Source organism: Pseudomonas sp. MYb2 (assembly GCF_002979955.1).
In the GTDB taxonomy this organism is placed as follows: domain Bacteria; phylum Pseudomonadota; class Gammaproteobacteria; order Pseudomonadales; family Pseudomonadaceae; genus Aquipseudomonas.
Genome location: NZ_PCQC01000001.1, coordinates 268,601 through 293,134, shown reverse-complemented (window position 1 = coordinate 293,134; position 24,534 = coordinate 268,601). Strand labels below are relative to the sequence as shown.

General features: G+C 57.6%; 25 protein-coding genes. 11 read left to right on the top strand and 14 right to left on the bottom strand.

All coding sequences use genetic code 11. The annotated features are described in order from the left end of the window. From CQ009_RS01455 to CQ009_RS01430, 6 genes are all read left to right on the top strand, one after another. Complete coding sequence (locus CQ009_RS01455; protein WP_105704679.1) at window positions 1-807, top strand: DUF4123 domain-containing protein; 807 nt, start codon at window positions 1-3, stop codon at window positions 805-807. After that, the gene (locus CQ009_RS01450) at window positions 807-1,364 is read left to right on the top strand and encodes a DUF3304 domain-containing protein (protein ID WP_105704678.1); all 558 of its coding nucleotides are present in this window, start codon (window positions 807-809) and stop codon (window positions 1,362-1,364) included. The genes CQ009_RS01455 and CQ009_RS01450 overlap by 1 nt, the downstream gene beginning before the upstream one ends. Then, window positions 1,349-1,906, top strand: coding sequence for a DUF3304 domain-containing protein (locus CQ009_RS01445; protein WP_105704677.1), 558 nt, complete (start codon window positions 1,349-1,351; stop codon window positions 1,904-1,906). Before CQ009_RS01450 ends, CQ009_RS01445 begins: the two co-directional genes overlap by 16 nt. After that, the gene (locus CQ009_RS01440; protein WP_082355428.1) at window positions 1,891-2,448 is read left to right on the top strand and encodes a DUF3304 domain-containing protein; all 558 of its coding nucleotides are present in this window, start codon (window positions 1,891-1,893) and stop codon (window positions 2,446-2,448) included. Before CQ009_RS01445 ends, CQ009_RS01440 begins: the two co-directional genes overlap by 16 nt. 166 nt (window positions 2,449-2,614) lie before the next feature. After that, the gene (locus CQ009_RS01435) at window positions 2,615-3,130 is read left to right on the top strand and encodes a DUF3304 domain-containing protein (protein ID WP_082355433.1); all 516 of its coding nucleotides are present in this window, start codon (window positions 2,615-2,617) and stop codon (window positions 3,128-3,130) included. Beyond that, on the top strand, window positions 3,115-5,745 hold the full coding sequence (locus CQ009_RS01430) for a DUF2235 domain-containing protein (RefSeq protein WP_256585359.1): 2,631 nt from the start codon (window positions 3,115-3,117) through the stop codon (window positions 5,743-5,745). Before CQ009_RS01435 ends, CQ009_RS01430 begins: the two co-directional genes overlap by 16 nt. A gap of 160 nt (window positions 5,746-5,905) precedes the next feature. Here CQ009_RS01430 and CQ009_RS01425 read toward each other — a convergent pair whose 3' ends face one another. Beyond that, entirely contained in the window at window positions 5,906-6,277 is a 372-nt protein-coding gene (locus CQ009_RS01425; protein WP_105704676.1) for a DUF6124 family protein, read from the bottom strand. A 586-nt stretch (window positions 6,278-6,863) separates the two neighbouring features. Here CQ009_RS01425 and CQ009_RS01420 point away from each other — a divergent pair. Next, window positions 6,864-7,247, top strand: coding sequence for a helicase (locus CQ009_RS01420; protein WP_064389575.1), 384 nt, complete (start codon window positions 6,864-6,866; stop codon window positions 7,245-7,247). 96 nt (window positions 7,248-7,343) lie between these two features. Here CQ009_RS01420 and CQ009_RS01415 read toward each other — a convergent pair whose 3' ends face one another. The 6 genes from CQ009_RS01415 to exbB form a co-directional block, all read right to left on the bottom strand. Further along, entirely contained in the window at window positions 7,344-8,744 is a 1,401-nt protein-coding gene (locus CQ009_RS01415; protein WP_016985804.1) for an aminoacyl-tRNA deacylase and HDOD domain-containing protein, read from the bottom strand. Window positions 8,745-8,823: 79 nt separating this feature from the next. Next, window positions 8,824-10,899: an ATP-dependent DNA helicase RecG gene (gene recG / locus CQ009_RS01410; RefSeq protein WP_016985805.1), complete on the bottom strand. Its 2,076-nt coding sequence runs from the start codon at window positions 10,897-10,899 to the stop codon at window positions 8,824-8,826. Window positions 10,900-10,908: 9 nt separating this feature from the next. Next, entirely contained in the window at window positions 10,909-11,838 is a 930-nt protein-coding gene (locus tag CQ009_RS01405) for a hydrogen peroxide-inducible genes activator (protein WP_007920331.1), read from the bottom strand. 183 nt (window positions 11,839-12,021) lie between these two features. Continuing rightward, window positions 12,022-12,768, bottom strand: coding sequence for an energy transducer TonB (locus tag CQ009_RS01400; protein WP_064389573.1), 747 nt, complete (start codon window positions 12,766-12,768; stop codon window positions 12,022-12,024). Next, window positions 12,765-13,193 (bottom strand): TonB system transport protein ExbD, encoded by a 429-nt coding sequence (exbD, locus tag CQ009_RS01395; protein WP_064389572.1) that lies wholly within the window; start codon window positions 13,191-13,193, stop codon window positions 12,765-12,767. The genes CQ009_RS01400 and exbD overlap by 4 nt, the downstream gene beginning before the upstream one ends. Window positions 13,194-13,199: 6 nt before the next feature. Further along, window positions 13,200-14,186, bottom strand: a complete 987-nt coding sequence (exbB, locus tag CQ009_RS01390) for a tonB-system energizer ExbB (protein ID WP_064389571.1) — start codon at window positions 14,184-14,186, stop codon at window positions 13,200-13,202. Between the two features lie 189 nt (window positions 14,187-14,375). Between exbB and CQ009_RS01385 the strand changes: the two genes are divergently transcribed. Continuing rightward, a complete protein-coding gene (locus CQ009_RS01385; protein ID WP_064389570.1) occupies window positions 14,376-15,233 on the top strand; it encodes an SDR family oxidoreductase in 858 nt (285 codons plus the stop codon). 139 nt (window positions 15,234-15,372) lie between these two features. Here the strand turns inward: CQ009_RS01385 and CQ009_RS01380 are convergent, their stop codons facing one another. The 6 genes from CQ009_RS01380 to CQ009_RS01355 form a co-directional block, all read right to left on the bottom strand. Beyond that, a complete protein-coding gene (locus CQ009_RS01380) occupies window positions 15,373-16,113 on the bottom strand; it encodes a hypothetical protein (RefSeq protein ID WP_105704675.1) in 741 nt (246 codons plus the stop codon). 66 nt (window positions 16,114-16,179) lie between these two features. Beyond that, a complete protein-coding gene (locus CQ009_RS01375) occupies window positions 16,180-16,560 on the bottom strand; it encodes a RidA family protein (protein WP_003229509.1) in 381 nt (126 codons plus the stop codon). Between the two features lie 24 nt (window positions 16,561-16,584). Beyond that, window positions 16,585-18,690 (bottom strand): bifunctional GTP diphosphokinase/guanosine-3',5'-bis pyrophosphate 3'-pyrophosphohydrolase, encoded by a 2,106-nt coding sequence (gene spoT / locus CQ009_RS01370; protein WP_007920338.1) that lies wholly within the window; start codon window positions 18,688-18,690, stop codon window positions 16,585-16,587. Between the two features lie 57 nt (window positions 18,691-18,747). Continuing rightward, window positions 18,748-19,011, bottom strand: coding sequence for a DNA-directed RNA polymerase subunit omega (rpoZ, locus tag CQ009_RS01365; protein ID WP_016985812.1), 264 nt, complete (start codon window positions 19,009-19,011; stop codon window positions 18,748-18,750). A 167-nt stretch (window positions 19,012-19,178) separates the two neighbouring features. Then, complete coding sequence (gene gmk, locus CQ009_RS01360) at window positions 19,179-19,799, bottom strand: guanylate kinase (protein ID WP_053125052.1); 621 nt, start codon at window positions 19,797-19,799, stop codon at window positions 19,179-19,181. A gap of 12 nt (window positions 19,800-19,811) precedes the next feature. Next, the gene (locus CQ009_RS01355) at window positions 19,812-20,675 is read right to left on the bottom strand and encodes a YicC/YloC family endoribonuclease (RefSeq protein ID WP_105704674.1); all 864 of its coding nucleotides are present in this window, start codon (window positions 20,673-20,675) and stop codon (window positions 19,812-19,814) included. Window positions 20,676-20,945: 270 nt separating this feature from the next. On the opposite strand from CQ009_RS01355, the gene rph reads away from it, so the two are divergent. The 3 genes from rph (at window position 20,946) to gltS (ending at window position 23,651) form a co-directional block, all read left to right on the top strand. Beyond that, window positions 20,946-21,668 (top strand): ribonuclease PH, encoded by a 723-nt coding sequence (rph, locus tag CQ009_RS01350; protein WP_064389566.1) that lies wholly within the window; start codon window positions 20,946-20,948, stop codon window positions 21,666-21,668. 28 nt (window positions 21,669-21,696) lie between these two features. Further along, window positions 21,697-22,065 (top strand): DUF4870 domain-containing protein, encoded by a 369-nt coding sequence (locus tag CQ009_RS01345; RefSeq protein WP_064389565.1) that lies wholly within the window; start codon window positions 21,697-21,699, stop codon window positions 22,063-22,065. Window positions 22,066-22,442: 377 nt separating this feature from the next. Continuing rightward, complete coding sequence (gene gltS, locus CQ009_RS01340; RefSeq protein WP_105704673.1) at window positions 22,443-23,651, top strand: sodium/glutamate symporter; 1,209 nt, start codon at window positions 22,443-22,445, stop codon at window positions 23,649-23,651. Window positions 23,652-23,731: 80 nt separating this feature from the next. On the opposite strand, the gene CQ009_RS01335 is transcribed toward gltS, so the two are convergent. Then, window positions 23,732-24,511, bottom strand: a complete 780-nt coding sequence (locus tag CQ009_RS01335; RefSeq protein WP_016772543.1) for an exodeoxyribonuclease III — start codon at window positions 24,509-24,511, stop codon at window positions 23,732-23,734. Window positions 24,512-24,534: the final 23 nt, after the last annotated feature.

Sequence of the window (24,534 nt, the reverse complement as noted above, 5' to 3'; positions counted from 1 at the left end):
ATGAACACAAGCAATGCGCGCTGGCTCGACGAGTTATGGGTCAACGCCCAACAACTCAAACAGCAGCACCTCGACGTGCTGGTCGACGCCACCAGCCTCGACTACCCGCTGCTGCAACAGCTCGCCGAACAGCCCGACGCGGCAAAACTGGCCAAGCTGTTTGAAAACACTCCCGAGGTTGCCATCGCCGACTTCGGCCCGTTGCTGCTGCGCGTCGACATCGGCCAACGCGACTGGCTGAAAACCTTCATCAACGCCGTCGACTGCAACAAACATGTCGTTGTTGTATTCAGCCCATGGCAATTCGAAGCGCTCGCCGATCACCTGCGCGGCTTCCTTCAAGCCCAATGGAACCAAGGCCGTTCCGAAGGCGTGTTGCGCTACTACGACCCGCGCATGCTGCTGCCGGTCACCGAAACCCTGACCCCGGTACAAAGCAACGCCTTCCACGCCGCCGTCATCTCCTGGCACTGGCTCGACCGCGACCAACAACCGCAAAGCCTGCCCGGCAACTACGTCCGCCACGCCCAAATACCCGCCGCCGGCCCGGTGATGTTCGATCACCCACAAGTGGCCAACCTGCTCGCGTGGACAGAAGCAGATGCCTACCGGGTCGATCGCTGCGCAGTGCCACAGAACTATGGCTTGAGTCGTAACGAGAGTTTGATCCGGCACTTGTATCGCAGCCAGTTGGCGGCGAATCAGAAGGGTTTGAAAGAGCCGGAGGAGCGCGAGCCGTTTATTGAACAGTGGTTGGTGGAGAACTCATCGTTTGTGATCGATGAGCCGCCGAAGGCGTTGATTTGATGAATGCGATTGCGCGTGGGTCGGTGCGGGAGGCGATGTCTTCCGGGCTGGTCTGTGTGTGGGTTTTGCTGGGGGTGTTGGCGTTGAGTGGGTGTCGTGGTGGGCCGGAGATGGTGAGTGCTCCGGTCAAAGGCTTCAACCATACATCCGCAGAGATTATGAGGTTCACCATCAATGATGCTGGTGGGCCACGAATCCCGCCGAATCAGGGCGGAGGAAATGAGGTGTGCTGCAGCATACTTCCCTTGAAGTGGACGCCCGGACTCCAAGCCAGAATCGAATGGGACAAAGACCCAGATCCGTATGGAGACGTTCAGCGGGATAAGTTTGGTCAAATTGATAAAGTCGCGTACGCGAACCACTCCGTTAATTTTTCGCATCATTCGGCGATTATTGAAATTCCTGAATATTCCGAGAATGTTTGCGCGCTGCAGGTTCACTTTCTTCCTTGTGATGAAGTAAGGGTGTCTACCTCTTGCCTTTCCTCGAGTCACCCAAACTATCCTGACAAAGCGTATTTTCAAATTAAGGAGACGGGTACATGTCCGACTTCTTGAGTATCTCTGGGACTTTTCTAGGGCTGCGACGTGGTCTCAGATTTTCACTGTGCGTAATTTTTTTAGGTCTGTGTGGTTGCCACTCAGGGCCTGAAATGGTGAGTGCATCTGTTACTGGCTATAACCACACGCCTGCAGAAATTATGCGATTCAGTATCAATGGCGCTGGCGGCCCCAGGATTCCACCAAATAGTGGCGGGGGCGCTGAAGTTTGCTGCGGTTTACTGCCTGTCCAGTGGAACCCCATGCTGAGTGCGGAAATCGAGTGGGATAAAGATCCAGAACCTTACGGAAACGTGGAACGTGATCTGTTCGGTCAAATAACAAAGGAGTCCAGGATTCGTCATGCTCTTGGTTACTCGCATCATACTGCGAAAGTTGGAATTCCTAAGTACGCTGAAGAGGTGTGCGCATTGCAAGTGCATTTCCTACCGTGCGATCGAGTGAGGGTTTCTACTACTTGTTTTTTTCCAGAGCATCCGAGTTATCCCGATAAAGCCTATTTCGAAGTCAAGGAGACGGATAAATGTCCCGTTTCTTGAACATCTTAGAGAGCTGTCTTGGAGCTTTGCGAGGTATTAGATTCTTACTGTCAATGAGTTTGCTAAGTTTGTGCGGTTGCCATACAGCTCCGGAGATGGTGTCAACGCCTGTAACAGGTTTCAACCATACATCAGCTGCTATCAATCGATTCAGTGTAAACGGAGCCGGGGGGCACCCTGTTTCAGCATTTCAAGGTGGTGCAACTCAAGTCTGTTGCGGCGTGCTTCCTGCTCAATGGTATCCAGGCCTTCGAGCCACCATCGAGTGGGAGAAGGATCCTAATCCACGAGAATTGATAAAACGCGATAAATATGGACAGTTTGATAAGGAGGACTATCAGCGGCATGCTGCCCATTACTCTCATCATGAGGCGACAGTTGAAATACCAAAATATGGTATCGATTTCTGTGCGATACAGGTTCATTTTTTGCCTTGTGATCAGGTGAGTGTTTCTACAACCTGTTTTACACCTAAGCACCCAAACTATCCCGATCAAGGGTATTTCGGCATCAAGGAGACGATGAAATGTCCTCACCTTTAAAGCAATATATTTTGTTTTTTTCTGCAAGATACCCGAATAACATGGAGGCGATTAAGGTATGTTAATTTTAGATGTTGTATTTAAAAGAATGCGTTTAAGTGCTGGTTCGAAGCGAAAGAATGTTGTTCAAGGGATATGTTCTAAGACTAAAAAGTTTAGCGCCAAAATGATATGGCGATCATTGGTTGTCGCGTGCAGCATGCTAGCGGTTGTCGCCTGCAATGCTGGTCCTGAGGTGGTGTCTGCACCGGTTACTGGCTATAACCATACCTCCGCACAAATAACTCGCTTTAGTATTAATGGAGCGGGTGGTCCCAGCATTCCGCCAAATTCTGGCGGAGGAGCTGAAGTCTGCTGTGGCGTGCTGCCTGTTCAGTGGAATCCGAAAGTAAGAGCAGTCATTGAGTGGGAAAAAGATCCGAACCCCGACGGTCCGATCGAGCGGGACCAGTATGGACAAATAAAAAAAGAGGCACTAGCTCGGCATAGAGCTGGCTACTCTCATCATACTGAAACGGTTGAAATTCCGAAGTATGCAGAGAAGCTTTGTGCGTTGCAGGTTCATTTTTTACCGTGTGATCAGGTGAAAGTGTCCACGACTTGTTTTGCGCCGTCACATCCAAATTATCCAGACAAGGCGTACTTTAAAGTTAAGGAGCCAGCAACATGTTCGAATCACTAATGGGGCCGGATGCCCCTTCGCCAGATAGTGCTTTAGTCGCTCCGGCATTTCCTCTTTCCCGTCGAATGCCAAATGAACCAGGCCAAGTGACGAAGAATATACAACTGCAAAAAAAAGACGAACGCGCTTTCGGTAATCAGCAACGTAAACTTGCTCAGGAAAAGGGGGAGGCCAATAGTGGTGCGCCCTGCTGTAAGACGCTACATATAACATTCGCTTTCGACGGTACCAATAATAACGATCAAGCGGACGGCTCATCCACTCCCAATTCTCGAAGTAATGTCGCGCGCCTTTTTCATGCGAGCTTGGGGGCAGACGATGATCTGGTAGAGAATGGATTTTTCAAGTATTACTGTCCAGGTGTTGGTACTGTATTTCCAGATGTAGAAGAATTCTTGCCAGATAATAGCGGGCTAGTGGGTGCGAGCGGCGGTGAGAATCGTATTAACTGGGCACTTACCCGACTGATTGATGCGTTGCAGTTTACTCTGGATAAAGAAAGACTACCTATTGAAAAAACAAAAGGCATGCTGAAGGACATGGCGACGAATGGTTATAAAAACACATTCGGTTTGGGCCTGTTCGAAAGCGGAGAACAAAAACGCGAAGCAATATTGCGGAAAGAAATTCAGGGACTTGAGGAGAAGCTGAAAAAACGTGAGGACTCTGGAGAAAAGCCGCATATCTTGGCTATGCGCCTGTATGTTTATGGATTTTCTCGAGGCGCTGCAGAGGCCCGTACTTTTGTTAATTGGTTACAGACACTCGTTCGTTGCGAAAGTGAAAGTGGTGGAGCTGAGTACCGTTTTGCGGGACTTCCAATATCGATAAACTTCCTTGGTGTTTTTGACACAGTAGCTGCGGTTGGGCTTGCCGATAGCGTTCCATTTGCAGCGGGACATATGGACTGGGCTGACGGCACGATGCGTCTTCCTGATGAGGCAACATCCTCATGTGCAAGCACAGCCCTGCCTGATGACTGTTCTTATCTAAAACGTTGTGTTCATTTGGTTTCTGGTCACGAGCAGCGGGCTAGCTTTCCGCTAGATTCAATACGTCGCCGCCCGAAATCAGCAGATGGTAGTCGTGATAAAAGCAAAGCTTCAAGTTATCGACCAGGCACAGTTGAGTATATTTACCCAGGGGTCCATTCCGATGTAGGGGGTGGGTATGCGCCAAATGATCAGGGCAAGGCAACTGCTGGATCAGATCATGTCTTATCGCAAATCTCTTTGCAGCACATGTACGCTGAAGCGTTCATGGCCGGCGCACCATTGACGGTTCCAGAAACAGTGCTGCAGGAGGGCGTTCATGACAAATGGAGAAAGTTACCCAAAGAACTTGAGGGCGATTTTTTAATCTCCGATACGCTAATCAAGCGCTTCAACGCATGGCAGGCTCAAGGCCAAAGCGGTCCGTTGGAAGAGATGATGAAGCGTGAGCACGCGCTGATCACTGGTTGGCGAATTGATCGATATGCTGGTGGTGTGGAGAAACAGTCATTCTTCAAAAATGCTGCTCCAGATATGCCACAGGCTCAGATTGATGCTTGGGAAGCTCTGGAAAAACGCCACGTCGCAGAAACTTCTGCGCCTATATTGGGCAAGCCGACACCAATCTACACAGCAGAACAGGAAAAAGAGCATCAGCAGAATATTCAAATTGTCGGCGAGGAAAAGTATAAAAACGCTCGCTGGGAAAAGGTGTTTGAACCACCGCTAGATCATCGACAGTTGCTAGGTGCCGCAGCGGAGTTCCGTCATGATTATCGAAGAGAATGGGGCTTGGTCGGTGATGGTCATACTGACGTCGCCGTAATCGATATGTTGCTTGGCGGCACGGTGTACCTGATTAACGAAGAGGATGAAGCAGAGGAGTATGCATACCTCTATAAAGAGGGTACGGCTCGCTATGAAAAAATGTTCAGCTCACCGAACAAGCCTAGAGCGGGTCAGGAAGATCTTGTAGCGCTCTTTGACGATCAGGTTCACGACTCTCGTGCTTGGTTTATGAACACATCCGGAATCGTACCCCGCGAGCCATTTACTGACTACTTCCGCATCCGGCTGGTGCATTTTGATAACGAGTCGAACAAACAACTGTCTCTGCTGGCTACTGCGGGCAGGGTGATTGGGCTCGGTATTGCTGTCGCGAGTGTGGGTTTGAGTATCAAGAAAAAAGACCCTCGCATGCTGTTGGGGCTGTTCCTGCCGTCGCTCGCGCTTCCAGTGCTGAGCGGCAAAGTGGGTGTAGCTATGTCGGAGCTACCAGAAATCAGCGCATTCGATCCGCTTACAGGGATTGCACTGCCAATGCTCAATAGCGTCGACTCGATACGTGCGTTCACGAAAGAACCAGGTGACATGGTTGCAAAAGTCGCAGCCTTGCCTCCGCTAAAACCGTTGAGCGAAGCCACTGCCAACACGCCTGCGCTACAGAAAATCCTGGTTGCCCATCAAGCGGTTGAAGCAGCCGAAGCTGCTCGTAAGAAGGACTTCGGTTCATTGGCCGGTATGGTGGCAAAAGCCGCTAATGATGAAGACAAGCCCGGTGGCTGGATGGACTTGGTGGCCGAACAGGCCAGCAATTTGAAGTCGTCTGAGAAGAAGGTGTAATTGCGAAAGCATAGAGGGCGGCTTGATATGAGCCGCCCTCTTTGGTTAGCAAAATAGCATTTCGAATGCCGCTGGTTTCACGACTTTTGAAATGACCATTGGCTTTCCGAGAGTCGATGGAAAGGGGACTTAACGTCCCCTTTTTTTATCCAAAATCCCGCTACGGCTTAGCCGCCATGCTCCGCACTTCGATGTGGTCGAGCGTTCCTTCCACCATCAATCTCACCCCGTCCGCCATTCTGCTCAGGGCCAGTGCAACCGAGCGGCGTGAGCCGTGGAGGTCGTCGGCGAGGTCGCAGGCGATGACGCTGATGGACAGAAGGTCTTCGGAGGCGTTGGCCATGAGGGCTTCGGCGTCGGTGCCGGGGGAGAGGCTGAAGAGGCCGGTTTCGCGTTTGGGGTGTGGTTCGATGGGCGGTTTGAAGTGGTGGTCGAGGGCGCGTTCGGCGGCTTCGTGGAATTTCTTTGATTCCAGGGATTCGTAGGGCGATATGTCTGGGGATTCGGGGGGATTGGGTGTTGGTTTGATCATGGTGCAGCTTCCTGAAGTTATGAGGCCGACACCAATCGCTATGCACTTCGAATAGGTGGCAGCTGTGCGTTGGTGTGCAAGACCGGTTCAGGAACCCGGCAGACCCGAAGGTCTCCGACGCACAGCCGCCATAACGATTCGCGAGCATAGGAAAAGGCTCGGCGAAATGCCATCAAGGAATGTGCACCTGAACCGGACTTGCACGTCCGAGTCACCGATTTTGCGGCGACCCACAGAGCCTATCGATAGCCAGCCAACTCGCCTAGTTCATGGACAGCACCGCACTTTGCAGGAAATTTCCCATAGATTCGCGGGGCGGAAGATCAAAAGATCGCAGGCTTCGCCAACTCCTACAGGGATGTGTTTCAACAGGTGTAGGAAAGGTGAGTGGTGAGACGCGGAGCGTCTCGGGATGCATTCCCACGCGGAGCGGGGGAACGATCAGGGGGCGAGCGCTGAATCGTGACTTGGCGGTCATCGTGCGGGAAATGGTCTGCATCCTCTTCCAATAGAGTCAGATACTGGCGTTATCGTCCGAATCCCTTACACTGCCCCGGCCGTTCATTTTCCTTTTGAGGCTGTGCGCATGAAATTTCGTTTTCTTCTGTGGATGATGGGTTTGTTGATGGGTAAGGCCAGCCGGACAAATCCTGCGTTCCAGCAGCAGTTGGGTGACAAGGATCTGGTGTTTCAGCTACAGACGCTGGATGGGAAAGTGGCGCGGCATTTCGTGGTGAAGAATCAGCGCATTACCAGCAAGTCTGGGGTGGTGGCGGAGCCGGCGTTTGCGATTGCGTTTAAAGATGCCGGTTATGGCTTTGCGACGATGCAGGCGAAGAACAAGCAGTTGGCGTTTATGCAGGGGATTCAGGACAAGTCGATCCAGCTCAAGGGCAATCCGGCGCTGGTGATGTGGTTTCAGGGGTTGATGAAGTATTTGGTGCCGAGGAAGGCTAAGCCTAAGGCTTGATGCGGTCAGTTGGACCGTGGTGGATTCATCGCGAGCAGGCTCACTCCTACAGGGATTACCTAAATCTTGTAGGAGTGAGCCTGCTCGCGATTGCGTTTAGGCCTGGCTGAACTGCGAGGCCAGTTCGCGCAGGAGGACTTCGGCTTCGAGGACTTTGCTGACGACGTCGTTGGCTTTGTCGCGAGTCAGGCCGACGCGTTCGAGCAGGGCATCCGGAATATCTTCATCCGGGCCGGAGCCGATGCCGCGGCTACGCAGCAGGCGTACGGCCAGGCAGACGAGGTTCGGGTATTCGGCGTAGGCGCCGTCGTAGCTTGGGTCGTGCTGGAAGCGCAGGGCGGTGGCCAACTCGTCGGGCATGTCCCAGTAGCGCATCAGCCATGAGCCGATCTGTTCACGGCTGATACCGAGCAGGTGTTGCTCGATGTAGCTGTGGCACAGGTGCGGGTTGACCTCCAGGTGGCGGCAGATCAGCGAGAAGTGCGGCGGGAACACGTGGGCCAGCAGCAGGTAACCGAAGTTGTGCAGCAGACCGGCCAGATACGTCAGGCCGGCTTCCGGGCGCTGGGCGCGCGGCATGGCGCGGGTCAGGCCTTCGATGACGGCGGCGGTGTAGATCGATTGCTGCCAGTACGGCGTGGTGTGTTGCGGGTGGTCTTTGGGCAGGCTCAGGGTCTTGCCGAGGGCCAAGCCCAGCGCGAGGTTGATCACCAGATCGAAACCGAGCACGCGGACGATTGCGTCTTCCACCGAACGAATCTTGCCCGGCGAGGCGTAGTACGGCGATGCCGCCCAGCTCACCACTTGCGCGGCCAGCGCCGGGTCGGTTTCAACCACGCCAGTGATGTCGTCGATGGTGGCGTTGGGGTCGACGCGCAGTTTGATGATTTTTTGTGCGGTTTCGGCCAGCGGTGGAATCTCGATGGTCGCTTCCAGACGCTGCTGAATCCGGCGTGCAGTGAACGCTTGTACGGCCTGGGTGATTTCCTCGCGGTCATCGTCCGGGCGGTCGAGGTTCGGGCGAATGCTGCTCAGTGCTTCGCCGAAGTTGGCGGCGCTGGCCTTGGTCAGCATGGTCTTGAAGTCTTCGCTGGCGATCTCCAGCAGCAGGCCCGGCTCACCGGAGTTGATCAGCAACTTCGGCTCACGCAGCAGGCTTTCTTCATACAGGCACGGCGAACTGGTCAGCGCCGGCAGGCCCGGCAGCAGGCTCAGGCTGTGTTTGCCGAGCATCTTTTCCAGGCGTTCGGTCGACACGGCGGTGAGGCGCCGGCCCGTCAGTTCGGCGAGGCGATTGAGGTCGAGCAATTGGCTCTGCGGAAACAGCACCATCAGCGCGCCGACGGCGTCGTCCAGCAACACGGCTTGTACCTTGCGCGAAGCATTGAGGCCGTGGTGGTCGAGCACTTCTTCGTAGGCGATGCCCAGCTTGCCTAGCAGCAGCCGAATGACAGACGGCGCGTGCGGGGATTCGGGGGCGAGAGCGGCTTCGGTCATGATCTGTATCCGTTTTTGAAACAATGGCAGGAGTATAACCAGCTTGGTCAGAACGATCTGTCAGAAACTGCGACGGTGCTCACACTTGGCCGTATTGCTGCCCGTGACGCAACCAGCGATCGAGTAATGGGCTGACGTGGGTTGGCCAGCGTTCCAGCAGGGCTTGCGCGGCGTCGCGGACGGCGGGCAGCAGGTCGGCGTCGCGCATCAGGTCGGCAACCTTGAATTGCAGCAGGCCGGTCTGGCGGGTACCGAGCATTTCGCCGGGGCCGCGCAGTTCGAGGTCTTTTTCGGCGATGACGAAGCCGTCGTTGGTCTCGCGCATGATGCCCAGGCGCTGGCGACCGATCTGCGACAGCGGCGGATGGTAGAGCAGCACGCAATGGCTGGCGGCGCTGCCCCGACCCACACGTCCACGCAATTGGTGCAGTTGCGCAAGGCCGAGGCGTTCGGGGTTTTCGATGATCATCAGGCTGGCGTTGGGCACGTCGACGCCGACTTCGATCACTGTGGTGGCGACCAGCAGTTGCAGGTTGCCAGCCTTGAATTCGGCCATGACGGCGGCCTTCTCGACGGGCTTCATGCGCCCGTGGATCAGGCCGACTTTCAGCTCGCCGAGGGCAAGAGTGAGGTCTTCAAACGTGGTCTCGGCGGCCTGACAGGTCAGCTCCTCCGACTCTTCAATCAGTGTGCACACCCAATAGGCCTGACGACCTTCGGCGCAGGCACCGCGCACGCGTTCGATGACTTCGACGCGGCGGGTGTCGGTGACCAGCACGGTGTTGACCGGGGTTCGACCGGGCGGCAGTTCGTCGAGGATCGAGGTGTCGAGGTCGGCGTAGGCGCTCATCGCCAGCGTCCGTGGGATCGGCGTGGCGGTCATGATCAGTTGGTGCGGGCACATGCGCCCGCCGACGCCTTTCTGCCGCAGCGCCAGACGCTGTTGCACGCCGAAGCGGTGCTGTTCGTCGATGATCACCAGCGCGAGGTTCTTGAACTGCACTTCGTCCTGGAACAGCGCGTGGGTGCCGACCACCATCGGCGTGCCGCTGGCGATCTGTTCCAGCGCGGCGACGCGGTTCTTGCCCTTGAGCTTGCCGGCCAGCCACGCGACTTCAATGCCCAACGGTTCGAGCCAGCGCTTGAAGGTGATGAAGTGCTGTTCGGCGAGGATCTCGGTCGGCGCCATCAATGCGACTTGATAGCCAGCCTCCAGCGCTTGCAATGCAGCGAGGGCGGCGACCACGGTTTTACCGGCGCCCACGTCGCCCTGAATCAGCCGCAGCATCGGTTCGTGCTGACTGAGGTCGTAGGCGATTTCGTTACCGACGCGCTGTTGCGCGCCGGTCGGGTTGAAGCCGAGGTTGGCCAGATACTTCGGCGGCAGCTTTTTCGCTTTCGGCATCGCCGGCGCGCGCAGTGAACGCATGCTTTCGCGCAGACGCTGTTGCGACAGTTGATGGGTCAGCAGTTCTTCAAAAGCGAGGCGATGCTGGGCCCAGTGATGACCGAGGGCGAGTTCGTCGACGTCGGCATCGGCGGGTGGGTTGTGCAGATAGCGGATCGCATCGGCCAGCGGCGCCAGTTGGTAGTCGCGCGCCAGTTCGGTCGGTAGCCAGTCAGGCAGGGTGTCTGGCTTGAGCATGGTCAGCGTCTGCAGGCACAACTGGCGCAGACGCGCTTGGGTCAGGCCTTCGGTCAGCGGGTAGACCGGGGTCAGGGTTTCATCGACCGGCGGCGGTTCGTCGCCAGTGATGGCGCGGTATTCCGGGTGGTAGATCTCCAGCCCTGACGCGCCGGGCCGGGCTTCGCCGTAGCAGCGCACCCGCGTGCCGCGCTTGAGGCCTTCTTTCTGCGCGTTGCTGAAATGATAGAAGCGCAGACTGAGACCGCCGGTGCCGTCCTGCAAACGCACGACGAGGCTGCGGCGGCGGCCCATGACCACGTCGGCGCCGCTGACGGTGCCTTCGACCACGGCGTCCTGCCCCGGTCGCAAGGCGCCGATCGGCACCACGCGGGTGCGATCCTGATAACGCAGCGGCAGGTGGAACAGCACGTCCTGAAGATTCTCCAGACCGACCTTGGCCAGTTTCTCGGCCATGGCTTCGCCGACACCCTTGAGTGCCGTCACCGACACTTGCGACAGCTCCGTCATGACGCTCGCTTAACCGGCCGTAACCGGTGCCGCTGGCTTGGCCACCGAACACAGGCGAATGGAGTCGGCGAGGATCTCGATGGCTTTCGGCCGTGGGAAGCTCGCGCGCCAGGCGATGGCCACGGTGCGGAACGGCACCGGTGGCGACAGCGGCCGCACTTCGATCACGCCGGGGGCGTAGTGATGGCTGTCGACCGCCGACAACGGCAGGATCGAAATGCCCAGACCGGACGCAACCATGTGGCGAATGGTTTCCAGCGAGCTGGATTCGACCGTGGTGTGCTTGGCGCCGTCGTTGCCCTTGGTCAGGGTCGGGCAGGCTTCCAGCACTTGATCGCGGAAGCAGTGGCCTTCACCGAGCAGCAGCAGGCTCTTGTCGTTGAGCAGGCCGGCGTCGATGGTTTCTTTTTGCGTCCACGGGTGCTGGGCCGGCATGAGCACGTAGAACGGCTCGTCGTACAGCGGCAGGGTCAGCACGTCGGCTTCGTTGAACGGCAGGGCGATGATGATCGCGTCGAGTTCGCCGTTGCGCAGTTTGTCGCGCAGCACGTGGGTGAAGTTTTCTTCGATGTACAACGGCATCTGCGGGGCGACCCGGTGCAGTTGTGGAATCAGGTGCGGGAACAGGTACGGGCCGACGGTGTAGATCGCGCCGACTTTCAGCGGTGCGGTCAGCTGGTTCTTGCCGGCTTGGGCCAGTTCGCGGATGCCTTGCGCTTGCTCGAGGACTTTCTGCGCCTGGGCGACGATGCCTTCGCCGACCGGGGTCAGGCGCACGGCGCTTTTGCTGCGCTCGAAAATCAGCACACCGAGTTCGTCTTCAAGCTTTTTCACGCCCACCGAAAGGGTCGGCTGGCTGACGTGGCAACGTTCGGCGGCGTGGCCGAAATGCTGCTCTTGGGCGAGGGTAACGATGTAGCGTAATTCTGTGAGAGTCATAGCAAGCGTCCATGAAGATGCGGGCCAAGCATACCGGCTGCAATCGATAGACGCACGTTATCAGACTGAGCGCTCAATGCGACTACTGCAAAAAGCAAAAGATCGCAGCCTTCGGCAGCTCCTACAGGGAAATGCATTCCAATGTAGGAGCTGCCGAAGGCTGCGATCTTTTGATCTTGCTACTTAGCGGCGGCGTTCCAGCGAGTAAACAAACGGCGCCACAATTTCGATCGAGCCATTGTTCAACATGTCGGCCGGCGGCTTGGGCAGCGGTTGGGCGCGGCGGATCATTTCCAGGGTGGCCCGGTCCAGATCGGCGTTGCCGGAGCGGCCCACCAGTTCGAACGACAACACGTTACCTTCGGCATCCACCACGAAGCGCAAGCGGTTCAAGCCTTCCTTGCCACGCATCTGTGCACTTTGCGGGTACTTTTTGTACTTCGCCAAATGCGCAAGCAGGGTGCCTTGCCAACTGGCCTTGGCAGCCATCTGAGCAGGCGACGGACCCGGCGCAGGCTGGGCGGATTTCTCCGTCGGCGCCTGAGTCGGTTGCGTGTCGGCCGGTTTCTCCTCGGAAGGTTTTTCCTTCGGTGGATCGGGCAGCTTCTTCTCGATCGGCTTCGGCGGTTTAGGCTTTGGCTTCGGTTTGGGTTTCGGCACCGCGATTTCTGCCTTCGGTGCTTCAGCCAGTTTCGGAATCGGCAGCTCTTCAACCGGAGCCGGTGGTTGCGGCGGTGTGACGACTTTCGGCGGTGCAGGCGGTGGTGGGGCCGGAACCGGTGCCAGTTCGACCATCATTGCCTGCGGCGGCAATTCGATGGGCGGACGGGCGGTCCAGTTCAGCGCCAGCGCGATGGCCAGCGCGTGAACGCCCAGCACCACGGCCAGGCTACCGCTGTAACGCGTCAGCTTATGGCGCGTCGTGATCATTTCTTGGCTGCCGTCTCAAGTCCGACCAGGCCGACCTTCAGGTAACCGGCGCTGCGCAGCTTGTCCATCACGCTCATGAGGTCGCCGTAATCCACGCCTTTATCGGCCTGGAAGAAGATGGTGGTGTCTTTCTTGCCCTGAGTCTTGGCGTCGAGGAAGGCGCCGAGGGTTTCCGGCGTCACTTCGTCTTCGCCGATGTACAGGCGTTGGTCAGCTTTGACGCTGAGGAACACCGGTTTCTCTGGCCGCGGCGCCGGTTTGGCGGTCGAGGCAGGCAGGTCGACTTTGATGTCCACGGTGGCCAACGGAGCAGCCACCATGAAGATGATCAACAGCACCAGCATCACGTCGATGAAAGGCGTGACGTTGATTTCGTGGTTCTCGGCCAGATCGTCGTCTGCGCCTTCTTTCAAATGCAGGCCCATGGCCGATTACCCCACTTTGACCATGTGCGGCTGCGAGCTGCGCTCAGGCTGGTGGTCGAGGTCGCGGCTGACCAGCAGCAGCACTTCTGCCGATGCGTCGGAAACCTGCGCCTTGTAACCGGCGATGGAGCGGGCGAACACGTTGTAGATCACCACGGCTGGAATCGCGGCAACCAGGCCCAGCGCGGTGGCCAACAGTGCTTCTGCAATGCCCGGTGCCACAACGGCGAGGTTGGTGGTCTGGGTTTTGGCGATGCCGATGAAGGAGTTCATGATGCCCCATACGGTGCCGAACAGACCGACGAACGGCGCGGTAGAACCGATGGTGGCGAGCACGCCGGTGCCGCTGCTCATGTTGCGACCGCAGGCTGCTACGAGGCGCTCGAGACGGAAGCTGACGCGTTCCTTGATTCCTTCTTTCTCGCGGCTGTTGACCGACAGACGCATCTCTTCGAGCGCGTCGTGCACCAGCAGGTTGGCGAGGGTGCCTTCCTTGCCGGCCGTGGCGCTGGCTTCTTTAAGGGTGGTGGCTTTTTTCAGGGCGGCGATTTCACCACGCAGACGACGCTTGGCGCCCATCAGCTCGAAGCCTTTGGCAATCCAGATGGTCCAGGTGATGATGGAAGCGATGGCCAGACCGATCATCACGATTTTCACGATGATGTCGGCGTTCTGGTACATGCCCCACGGCGACAGGTCGTGGGCCATGCCCAGGCTGTTGTTGTCTTCCATCTCCTGCGGATCAAACTGCTTGGCCGCCTCGCCGAACTTGGCCAGAGATTCTTGAACTTCTGGCGGCAGTGAGGAGGTGTCGACGCTACCATCAGGGTTTCTTGGCACATCCTGTGTGGTATTTGCAGCTGGCTGGGACGGTGCAGTTGCATCGGCGAACGCGGCAGTCGGTGCCAGCATCAGACTGAGCAGCAGAGCCGCCACCGCGCTCCAGGCGCGAGGTCGTTTGGTTGGCGAAGCGGGGATTTGATTACGTGTCATGCTGGCCGGACCTGAGATAGAAAAACGTTTAGTGCTCTTCCAGGCCTCGTAAGGCCGAGAACAAAAGTGGCCTGCATTATTGCAAGTAATTCTTGTTAACAAAAGTAATAGAGTATCTTTTTTTCCTGCATTGCTAGCCGCTCGTCCTTTGCCGGCGCTAGTCTATGCCTTTGCGATGGGAGTTTTTTGATGTCCGCGCCTTCTGTTTTGATTGCCGGTTGTGGTGATGTCGGCAGTCGTCTGGCCAAGCAATTGCTGGCGGCTGGCTGGGAAGTTCATGGCTTGCGCCGGGACGTTTCGAAACTGCCTGACGGTGTCATCGGCGTTGCCGGTGACCTGTTCAACGAAGACTGCCCTGCGACCTGGCCAGTAGGGGCGGTGGATTATCTGGTGTATTGCGCAGCGGCAACTGATCACGATGAGGCCGGTTATCGCGCCGCTTACGTGCAGGGTTTGCAGAATGTGCTGAGCTGGCTGGATGACTACGGGCAAGTCCCCGAGCGCCTGGTCTTCGTTTCCAGCAGCAGCGTGTACGGGCAGCAGGGCGGCGAGTGGGTTGACGAGACATCGGCAACAATCGCCGCCGGTTATTCAGGACGACTGATGCTGGAAGCGGAGCAAGTTGCCCTCAATAGCGGTATCCCGGCGAGCATCCTGCGTCTGACCGGCATTTACGGCCCGGGCCGCGAATGGCTGCTGACTCAAGTGCGTCGTGGTTATCGCGTGGAGGTTGAACCGCCGCTCTATGGCAACCGGATTCATGCCGATGACGCGGCCGGGTTGCTGGCGTTTCTGCTGGAGAAGGATCGTCAGGGCCTGAAGCTGGATGATTTCTATATCGGTGTCGACGACGCGCCGGCACCGTTGGCGGAGGTGGTCGGTTGGCTGCGTGAGTATCTGGGTGTGACCGAGTGGGCGGATGACGCCAGCGTTCGGCGCACGGGCAGCAAGCGCTGCAGCAATGCGCGGGTGAAGGCGTTGGGCTGGAGGCCAACTTACCCAAGCTATCGCGAAGGTTATGCCGCGATCCTTGAAGGTAAATGCTGAGTCCCAGACACCACAAAACAACTGTAGGAGTGAGCCTGCTCGCGATGGGGCCATAACATTCAACACTTGTGCTGACTGTTACACCGCTATCGCGAGCAGGCTCACTCCTACAGGGGGTGTCTGCGGTTTCAGAGGTGGATTACTGCTTCTCGAGCAACCACTTGCGCTCACCGGCTGTGAACTGCGGTTGTTCATCCGCCAACGCGGCATTCACTGCCTGGAGAATTTCCAGCTCTTTGCCCTTGCGCACAAAGATCCAGTTATTGCCCTGACCGTTCTGTTGCAGCCACATGCTGTCGTTGCCATTGCTCATCGACGCGCAGTCGCCCGCCAGGCACAAAGCATAACGGTCGGCTCCCGGCAAACCGGAGACTTGGCCGTCCGCCTGGAATTGCACGGTGCTGCCTTCACCCTGACCGTTGGTGATTTTCCAGTCACCGCCCAGATACGCCGAATACAGCGCACGTTCGAAACTGGCACCGATCGGTGCGCCTTCCGGCACCGCAATCTGTGCACGGTCGAAAACTTGCTCGGGTTCGTTCTCGCCGGCGGCTTGCTGCAGTTGCCCGCCGTCGCGTTTCAGCTCACTGGCGGAGCTGCCATAGAAGTCGACTTTCCAGGCGCCGGATTTCTCACCCAGCAGCCGTCCTTCGACGTTCTCAAAACCGTTGGTGTAGCGGGCCTGACTGGCCTTGGTGTTGACGTCCCACTCAAGGTTCGGGCCGTAAGCCTGAAGCGCTTCGCGCAGGGGGCCGCCCTTGGCTGCGGCATCGATCGCCACCTGGTTGATCCAGGTGCCGCTGATGTCACGGTCGGCAGGGTTGCTGGCGCAGCCGCCGAGGAAAATGGCGAGCAGCGGGAAAGCTAGCGCTTTGCGCATGGTGGAATCCTTTCAAAACCTTTTCTTGCAGCAGTCGGCGCGGCTTTGGAGGCCGCGCCGTGCGCATCACTCGATGACCAGAATGGCATCCATTTCAACCTGCGAACCCTTTGGCAGGGCAGCCACGCCGATGGCGGCGCGGGCCGGGTATGGCTGGTCGAAGTACTTGCCCATGATCTCGTTGACCTTGGCGAAGTGGCTCAGGTCGGTGAGGAAGATGTTCAGTTTGACGATGTCCTTGAACGAACCGCCAGCAGCTTCAGCCACGGCTTTGAGGTTCTCGAACACCTGGACGGTCTGGGCTTCGAAGCCTTCAACCAGTTCCATGGTTTTTGGGTCCAGAGGAATCTGACCCGACATGTACACGGTGTTGCCTGCCTTGATCGCCTGGGAGTAAGTGCCGATGGCGGCCGGGGCCTTGTCGCTGGTGATAACAGTCTTGGTCATGTATGACTCCTTGTAATGGTTGAGTTATGCACGCATGCGGGTGATACGGATCACCCCGGTCAAGGCGCGCAGCTTCTTGATCACGCGGGCCAGGTGCACACGGTCGTGGACGCTGACCACCAACTGGACAACGCTGATGCGACCATCGCGTTCATCCATGCTGATTTTCTCGATATTGCCGTCGGCTGCGTTGACGCTGCTGGCGAGCAGGGCGATCAGGCCGCGCTGGTGTTCCAGCTCGACACGCAGTTCGACGTTGAATTCGCCGGTGACATCCTTGGCCCACGAGAGCTGGATGCATTTTTCCGGGTTGTGCCTGATTTCGCTGATGTTGCGGCAGTTGTCCAGGTGCACGACCATGCCTTTGCCCGCGGACAGGTGCCCGACAATCGGGTCGCCCGGGATCGGCGTGCAGCACTTGGCGTAGCTGAGCACCAGGCCTTCGGTGCCGCGAATCGCCAGCGGGCCTTCCGGGCTTGGCAACTGCTCGCCTTCGCCGAGCAGGCGGCGGGCGACGACATAGGCCATGCGGTTGCCCAGGCCAATGTCTTCGAGCAGGTCTTCGATCAATTCGAGGCGGTATTCGGTGAGCATCGCCTTGACGCGTTCGGCCGGGATCTTCTCCAGCGAACTGTCGAAACCGTTGAGCACCTTGTTCAGCAGGCGTTCGCCGAGGCTGATGGATTCGGAGCGACGCTGCAGTTTCAGCGCATGGCGAATGTGTGTACGTGCCTTGCCGGTGACTACAAAGTTGAGCCACGCCGGATTCGGTCGGGCGCCGGGAGCGCTGACGATCTCGACCGTGGAGCCGCTTTGCAGCGGTTCGGACAGCGGTGCGAGACGACGGTTGATCCGGCAGGCAATGCAGCTGTTGCCGACGTCGGTGTGTACCGCGTAAGCAAAGTCGACTGCCGTGGAGCCTTTCGGCAGCTCCATGATCCGGCCTTTGGGCGTGAACACGTAGACCTCGTCCGGGAACAGGTCGATCTTCACACTTTCGATGAATTCCAGCGAGTTGCCGGCACGTTGCTGCATTTCCAGCACGCCTTTGACCCATTGGCGGGCGCGGGCGTGGGTGCCTTTCGGCTGCTCGTCACCGCTGGACTTGTACAGCCAATGGGCAGCGATGCCGTTGTTGGCCATCTCTTCCATTTCGCGGGTACGGATCTGGATCTCGATCGGTACGCCGTGCATGCCGAACAGCGTGGTGTGCAGCGACTGATAGCCGTTGGCCTTGGGGATCGCGATGTAATCCTTGAAGCGCCCCGGTAACGGTTTGTACAAATTATGTACAGCGCCCAGCACGCGGTAGCAGGTATCGACCTTGTCGACGATGATCCGGAACGCGTAGACGTCCATGATCTCGTTGAAGGCCCGACGCTTGCCGCGCATTTTCTTGTAGATGCCGTAGAGGTGTTTCTGCCGACCGCTGACTTCGCCCTGGATGCCGTCGATGGCGAGGCAGTGGCCAAGGGACTCTTCGATCTTGTTGACGATTTCCTTGCGGTTGCCCCGGGCGCGCTTGACCGCCTGGTAGATCCGCGCGGAACGCATCGGGTGCATGGCCTTGAAGCCGAGGTCTTCGAATTCGATGCGGATCGCATGCATGCCCAGCCGGTTGGCGATGGGCGCGTAGATTTCGAGGGTTTCCTTGGCGATCCGGCGGCGTTTTTCGCCGGACAGCACTTCCAGCGTGCGCATGTTGTGCAGGCGGTCGGCGAGCTTGACCAGGATCACGCGAATGTCGCGCGCCATGGCCATGGCCATTTTCTGGAAGTTTTCGGCTTGGGCTTCGGCCTTGGTCTCGAAATTCATCTGGGTCAGTTTGCTGACCCCGTCGACCAGTTCAGCCACGGTTTCACCGAACTGCGCTTGCAGCGCTTCCTTGGCGATACCGGTGTCTTCGATCACGTCATGCAGCATCGCGGCCATCAGGCTCTGATGATCCATGTGCATGTCGGCAAGAATATTGGCCACGGCAAGAGGATGCGTGACATACGCCTCGCCGCTGCGACGGCGTTGACCGTCATGGGCTTGTTCGGCGTAGAAATACGCTCGGCGGACCAGGTTGACCTGGTCATTGCCGAGGTAGGTCGATAAGCGATCGGCGAGGGCGTCTATGCTCGGCATGATAATTCCTGCCGCAAGCTGTGATCCCGCGCCGTGCTACGTCGACCAGGCATAGGCTTAGACGGCCTCGTTGGACTCGTCCTCGAACGCTGCGAACAGCGGCTCGTCCTGGACGATTTCCTGCTCGGCGATGAACTCGTAGCTCATCAGGCCTTCAGCGATTTCACGCAGCGCTACAACGGTAGGCTTGTCGTTTTCCCACTGAACCAGTGGCTCTTTGCCGCCGGTGGCCAGTTGACGGGCACGTTTGGTAGAGAGCATGACCAGCTCAAAACGGTTTTCCACGTGGTTCAGGCAGTCTTCAACGGTTACGCGGGCCATGGTATTCCTCGGAGCGAATGCAATATGCGCGCTGCCCGGTTGGGCGAGCGGACTCAACAGTTTAAAAAATCACCAGCGATTAGGGAAGCGCTGATTTTTTAACCAGGCTCTTCAACGCGCTGCAAGTGCCAATGTAAAGCGCTTGCAGGCGTTTTGGGAAGTGCTGATTAACCAAGCAATTCGGCCAGCAATTTGCCGTGAAGCTGCTGCTGGCGCTTCTGAATGAGCTGATTGGCGCGGAAAATTGCCTTCAGATCATCCAGCGCGTGAGCGAAATCGTCGTTGATGATCAGGTAGTCATAGTCGACGTAGTGGCTCATTTCGCTGACCGCTTCACGCATGCGGCCGTCGATGATCTCGTCGCTGTCCTGGCCACGGTTGGTCAGGCGCGAATGCAGCGCTTGCAGCGAGGGCGGCAGAATGAAGATCGAACGCGCCTGCGGCATCAGCTTGCGCACTTGCTCGGCGCCTTGCCAGTCGATTTCCAGAATCAGGTCGTGGCCGGCATCGAGGGTTTGCTGCAGGTGGCTTTGCGAGGTGCCGTAGAGGTTGCCGAAAACTTCGGCGCGCTCAAGAAAATCGCCGTGTTCGCCCATCTTCACAAACGCTTCGCGCGTCACGAAGTGGTAGTTCACGCCGTCGACTTCGCCCGGGCGCATGGCGCGCGTGGTGTGCGAAACCGAAACGCGGATCTCCGCGTTGGCGTCGGTCAAAGCCTTGACCAGACTGCTCTTGCCCGCGCCCGAGGGGGCGGAAATGATGTACAGGGTGCCGGTGCTGTGGGTCATGTCGGGGTTGCCTTACTCAATATTCTGCACTTGTTCGCGCATCTGCTCGATCAACACCTTGAGGTTGACGGCGGCTTGGGTGCTGCGCGGATCGAAGGCCTTGGAGCCCAGTGTGTTGGCTTCGCGGTTGAGCTCCTGCATCAGGAAGTCGAGGCGACGCCCGGCGGCTCCGCCGGACTTGAGCACGCGGCGGACTTCGATGATGTGGGTGCTCAGGCGATCCAGTTCTTCAGCCACGTCGCTCTTTTGCGCGAGCATGACCATTTCCTGCTCCAGACGCTGCGGATCCAGCTCGGCTTTCATGTCGGTGAAACGGTCGAGGACTTTCTGGCGCTGGGTTGCAAGCATTTGCGGCACCAGCTCACGCAGGGTCACGACGTCTTCTTCGATAGAGGTCAGACGCTCGTTGATCAAACGTGCCAACTCCGCGCCTTCGCGCTCGCGGCCAGCCTTCAGCTCTTTCAGACCTTGATTGAACAGCGCCAGCGCCTCGGCGTTCAACGCCTGTGGATCCGTCGCATCACCGACCAGCACGCCGGGCCAGGCCAGCACTTCCAGCGGGTTCAGTGCTCCCGGGTTCTTGATCAGGCCGGCGATGGTTTCGGCGGCGGCGACCAGTTGCGCGGCGCGCTCGCGATCAACTTGCAGCGCCTTGCCGGTGCTTTCTTCAGTGAAGCGCAACGTGCACTCCAGTTTTCCCCGCGACAGGCCCTGACGCAGTGCTTCGCGCACTGCGCCTTCGAGGTCGCGAAACGATTCCGGCAGACGCAGGTGCGGTTCCAGATAGCGGCTGTTGACCGAGCGCAGTTCCCAGCTCAGGGTGCCCTGGGCGCCGGCTTTCTCGACGCGGGCGAAGGCGGTCATGCTGTGCACCATGGCGGTAACCTCGCAATGCAGATCGGCGCGAAACCAGGGTTCCGCAAGCGCGATATCAATGAATTCATGCCGACTGGCAGCAAAGGCGCAGGATTGTAGCGCAGTGCGGCGAATGCGCCCAAACACACGGTGTGACAAAGGGCTGCAGCCCGTCGGTAATGCGTGTTTCAGGTGGCTCGGTCGGCGGTCGGCATTTTTAACAAGTGCCCAGTTGCGGTGCGCCGCTCTATAATGCTCGGCAGTTTTCCGTCCCCCGTACAGGTATTCCCTATGAAACGTCCAAGTGGTCGCGCTGCCGATCAGCTCCGCTCGATCCGCATTACCCGCAACTACACCAAACACGCCGAGGGATCTGTACTGGTCGAATTCGGTGATACCAAAGTCATCTGCACCGTCAGCGTGGAAAACGGCGTGCCGCGTTTCCTCAAAGGTCAGGGTCAGGGTTGGTTGACTGCCGAGTACGGCATGCTGCCGCGCGCCACCGGCGAGCGTAACCAGCGCGAAGCCAGCCGTGGCAAGCAGGGCGGTCGGACCCTGGAAATCCAGCGTCTGATCGGCCGCTCGTTGCGCGCGGCGCTGGACATGTCCAAGCTGGGCGACGTCACGCTGTACGTCGACTGCGACGTGATCCAGGCTGACGGCGGTACTCGCACCGCGTCGATCACCGGCGCGATGGTTGCGCTGGTCGATGCGCTGAAAGTGATCAAGAAGCGTGGCGGCCTGAAAGGCGGTGATCCACTCAAACAAATGATCGGCGCAGTGTCCGTCGGCATGTATCAGGGCGAAGCGGTACTGGATCTGGACTATCTTGAAGACTCCGCTGCCGAGACCGACCTCAACGTCGTGATGACCAGCACCGGTGGTTTCATCGAAGTGCAGGGCACCGCCGAAGGCGCACCGTTCCAGCCTGAAGACCTCAACGCCATGCTGGAACTGGCCAAGCAAGGCATGAACGAAATCTTCGAACTGCAAAAATCCGCACTGGCTGACTGAACCGATTCATAACCGCAAGGAGTTCGCGATGAGTGATGAACAAGAGCTGCTGCCCAAGCCGAGCCACGAGGTTCGCCAATGGGCGATGTTTTGTCACTTGTCCGCCTTGCTGGGGATCTGGATTCCGTTCGGCACGTTGATCGGGCCGCTGATCCTGTGGCAGATGAAGCGCGAGACGGACCCGTTCATCGATGCGCAGGGCAAGGAAGCGCTGAATTTTCAGATCACTGTGGCGATTGCTTCGGCGATTTGTTTCCTGCTGATGGTGCTGATTATTGGCTTCTTCCTGTTTGGCCTGTTGGCCATTGGCGCGCTGATCTTGACGATCATTGCCGGTGTGAAGGCTAACGAAGGGTTTCCGTATCGTTATCCGTTTACCTGGCGGTTGGTCAAATAGATAACTTGATCGCCGTTCGCAATGATTAAAAAATGCCCTGAAATGTCAGGGCATTTTTATTTCTACAACTAAGATTTCCGACTTTTGTATGTAGGATTTTTCTGGTGGCGATGATTGGTAGTTTGGGTTATCTATAAACTCCAAAGTTACATATTTAGTCACAACTGCAAGCCCCAGTGCTTGCCAAGGCCCTTGGCAACGGCTTTTGACGGTTGTTAAAGTTGCCAGGCGTTATATTTCTCCTGAAATATTTCGACATGTTCAAGCCATCGAAGGTTCTTGAATTTCATAGTAATCAGTGTTGAGACAATCAGCCGGTTCATGAGGCGTGTCCAGGTAAAAAGTTCGCCTCTGAATAATTAGCCAAAATGATCCCAATGATTCAGCTTGATTTTTACGGAACGCTAGTGGCCGCCTCCTTGGTACTTCTGCTGGGGCGCGGACTTGTTACACGTGTTGGTTTCATGCGTAGTTACAATATTCCTGAGCCGGTAGCGGGTGGCCTGTTGGTTGCCTTGATTTTATTGCTGCTACGAACATTCGATATTGAAGTGCGCTTCGATACTTCCCTTCAAACGCCTTTGATGCTGGCTTTTTTCGCCACCATCGGTTTGAGTGCGGACTTTGCCAGCCTGAAGAAAGGCGGGCGCATCGTGGGGATATTCCTGCTGGCAGTCACCGGGCTGTTGGTGGTGCAGAATGCGATGGGTATCGGCTTGGCCACCCTGCTTGGGCTCGACCCTTTGATGGGGCTGTTGACAGGCTCGATTACCCTGGCGGGCGGTCACGGTACCGGTGCGGCATGGGGGACGGTGTTCAGCGAGAAGTACGGTCTGGCTTCCGCCTCCGAGCTGGCAATGGCCTCCGCGACGTTCGGTCTGGTGCTGGGTGGGTTGATCGGAGGACCAGTTGCTCGTTTGCTGATCAAGCGCGTGACAGTGCCCGGCTGCAATCAACAGGAAGCGCCGCGCCTGCCAAAAGGTTTTGAGCAGCCGAATAAAGAACGCTCGATCACACCCTTTTCGTTCATCGAAACGTTGGCGTTGATTGCCATCAGCCTGTTGGCTGGCAATCTGTTGAATGGCCTGCTGCACGGAACCGCATTCGAGCTGCCGACGTTCGTCTGTGTGCTGTTCGTCGGTGTGGTGCTGCGCAACGGCCTTTCAGCACTTGGCCTGTATCAGGTGTTCGAGCGTGAAGTCTCGGTGCTCGGTAACGTTAGTCTTTCGTTGTTTTTGGCGATTGCCCTGATGTCACTGAAATTGTGGGATCTGGCGGCCCTGGCCTTGCCGATTTTCATCATTCTGGCGGTGCAGGCACTGGTCATGGCGCTCTTCGCGATCCTCGTGACGTTCCGGGTGATGGGCAGCAACTACGATGCCGCCGTTCTGGCCGCTGGACATTGCGGTTTCGGCCTCGGGGCCACACCAACCGCGATTGCCAACATGCAGGCAGTGACGCAGCGCTACGGCCCCTCGCAGATTGCCTTTTTGGTGGTGCCGATGGTGGGCGCGTTCTTCATCGACATCATCAATGTCATTGTGATCAAGCTGTATCTGGCCCTGCCATTCTTCGCGGCGGTCTGAGTTCGGATTCGTTTCGAGCAGCCGTACAAAAAAATGCCCGTATCTTGCGATACGGGCATTTTTTATCTGCGAATCGACACCTAGATGGTCAGCGTCCAGTCGTAGTCGACGATCAGCGGCGCATGTTGCGAAAACCGTGGCTGACGCGGCAGGCGTGCACTGCGCACGGAGCGCCGCAAGCCCGGGGTCAGGATCTGGTAGTCGAAGCGCCAGCCCAGATTGAGCATCTCGGCCTGCTCGTTGTCCGGCCACCAGCTGTACTGGTCGCCTTCACGGCTGACTTCGCGCAAGGCATCGACGTAGCCCATGTTGCCGACAATCTCGTCCATCCAGGCGCGCTCTGGCGCCAGGAATCCCGGGGATTGCTGGCTGTCACGCCAGTTTTTGATGTCGAGCTTCTGCTGCGCAACATACAGCGAGCCACAATAAATGTACTCGCGACGTTTGCGTCGCTGTTTGTCCAGGTATTTGCCGAAGTCGTCCATGAGCTTGAACTTCTGGTTCAAGTCCTCATCGCCGTTCATCCCCGAAGGAAACAGCAAGGTGGCAATACTGACTTTGTCGAAATCTGCTTGCAGGTAGCGCCCGTAGCGGTCGGCCGTCTCGAAACCGAGACCGCTGATGACAGCCTTCGGTTGCAACCGCGAATACAAAGCCACGCCACCTTGGGCAGGGACTTCAGCATCGCAGGCATAAAGGAAGTAGCCATCCAGTTGGAAGGCTGGGTCATCCAGTTCAAAGGCGGAGGCACGGGTGTCCTGCAGGCAGATGACGTCGGCATTCTGAGCTTGCAGCCAACTGAGCAAACCGCGCTCGACTGCCGCCTGAATACCATTGACGTTCACACTGATGATCCGCATAAATGGCCCCAAAAATCGCGTGC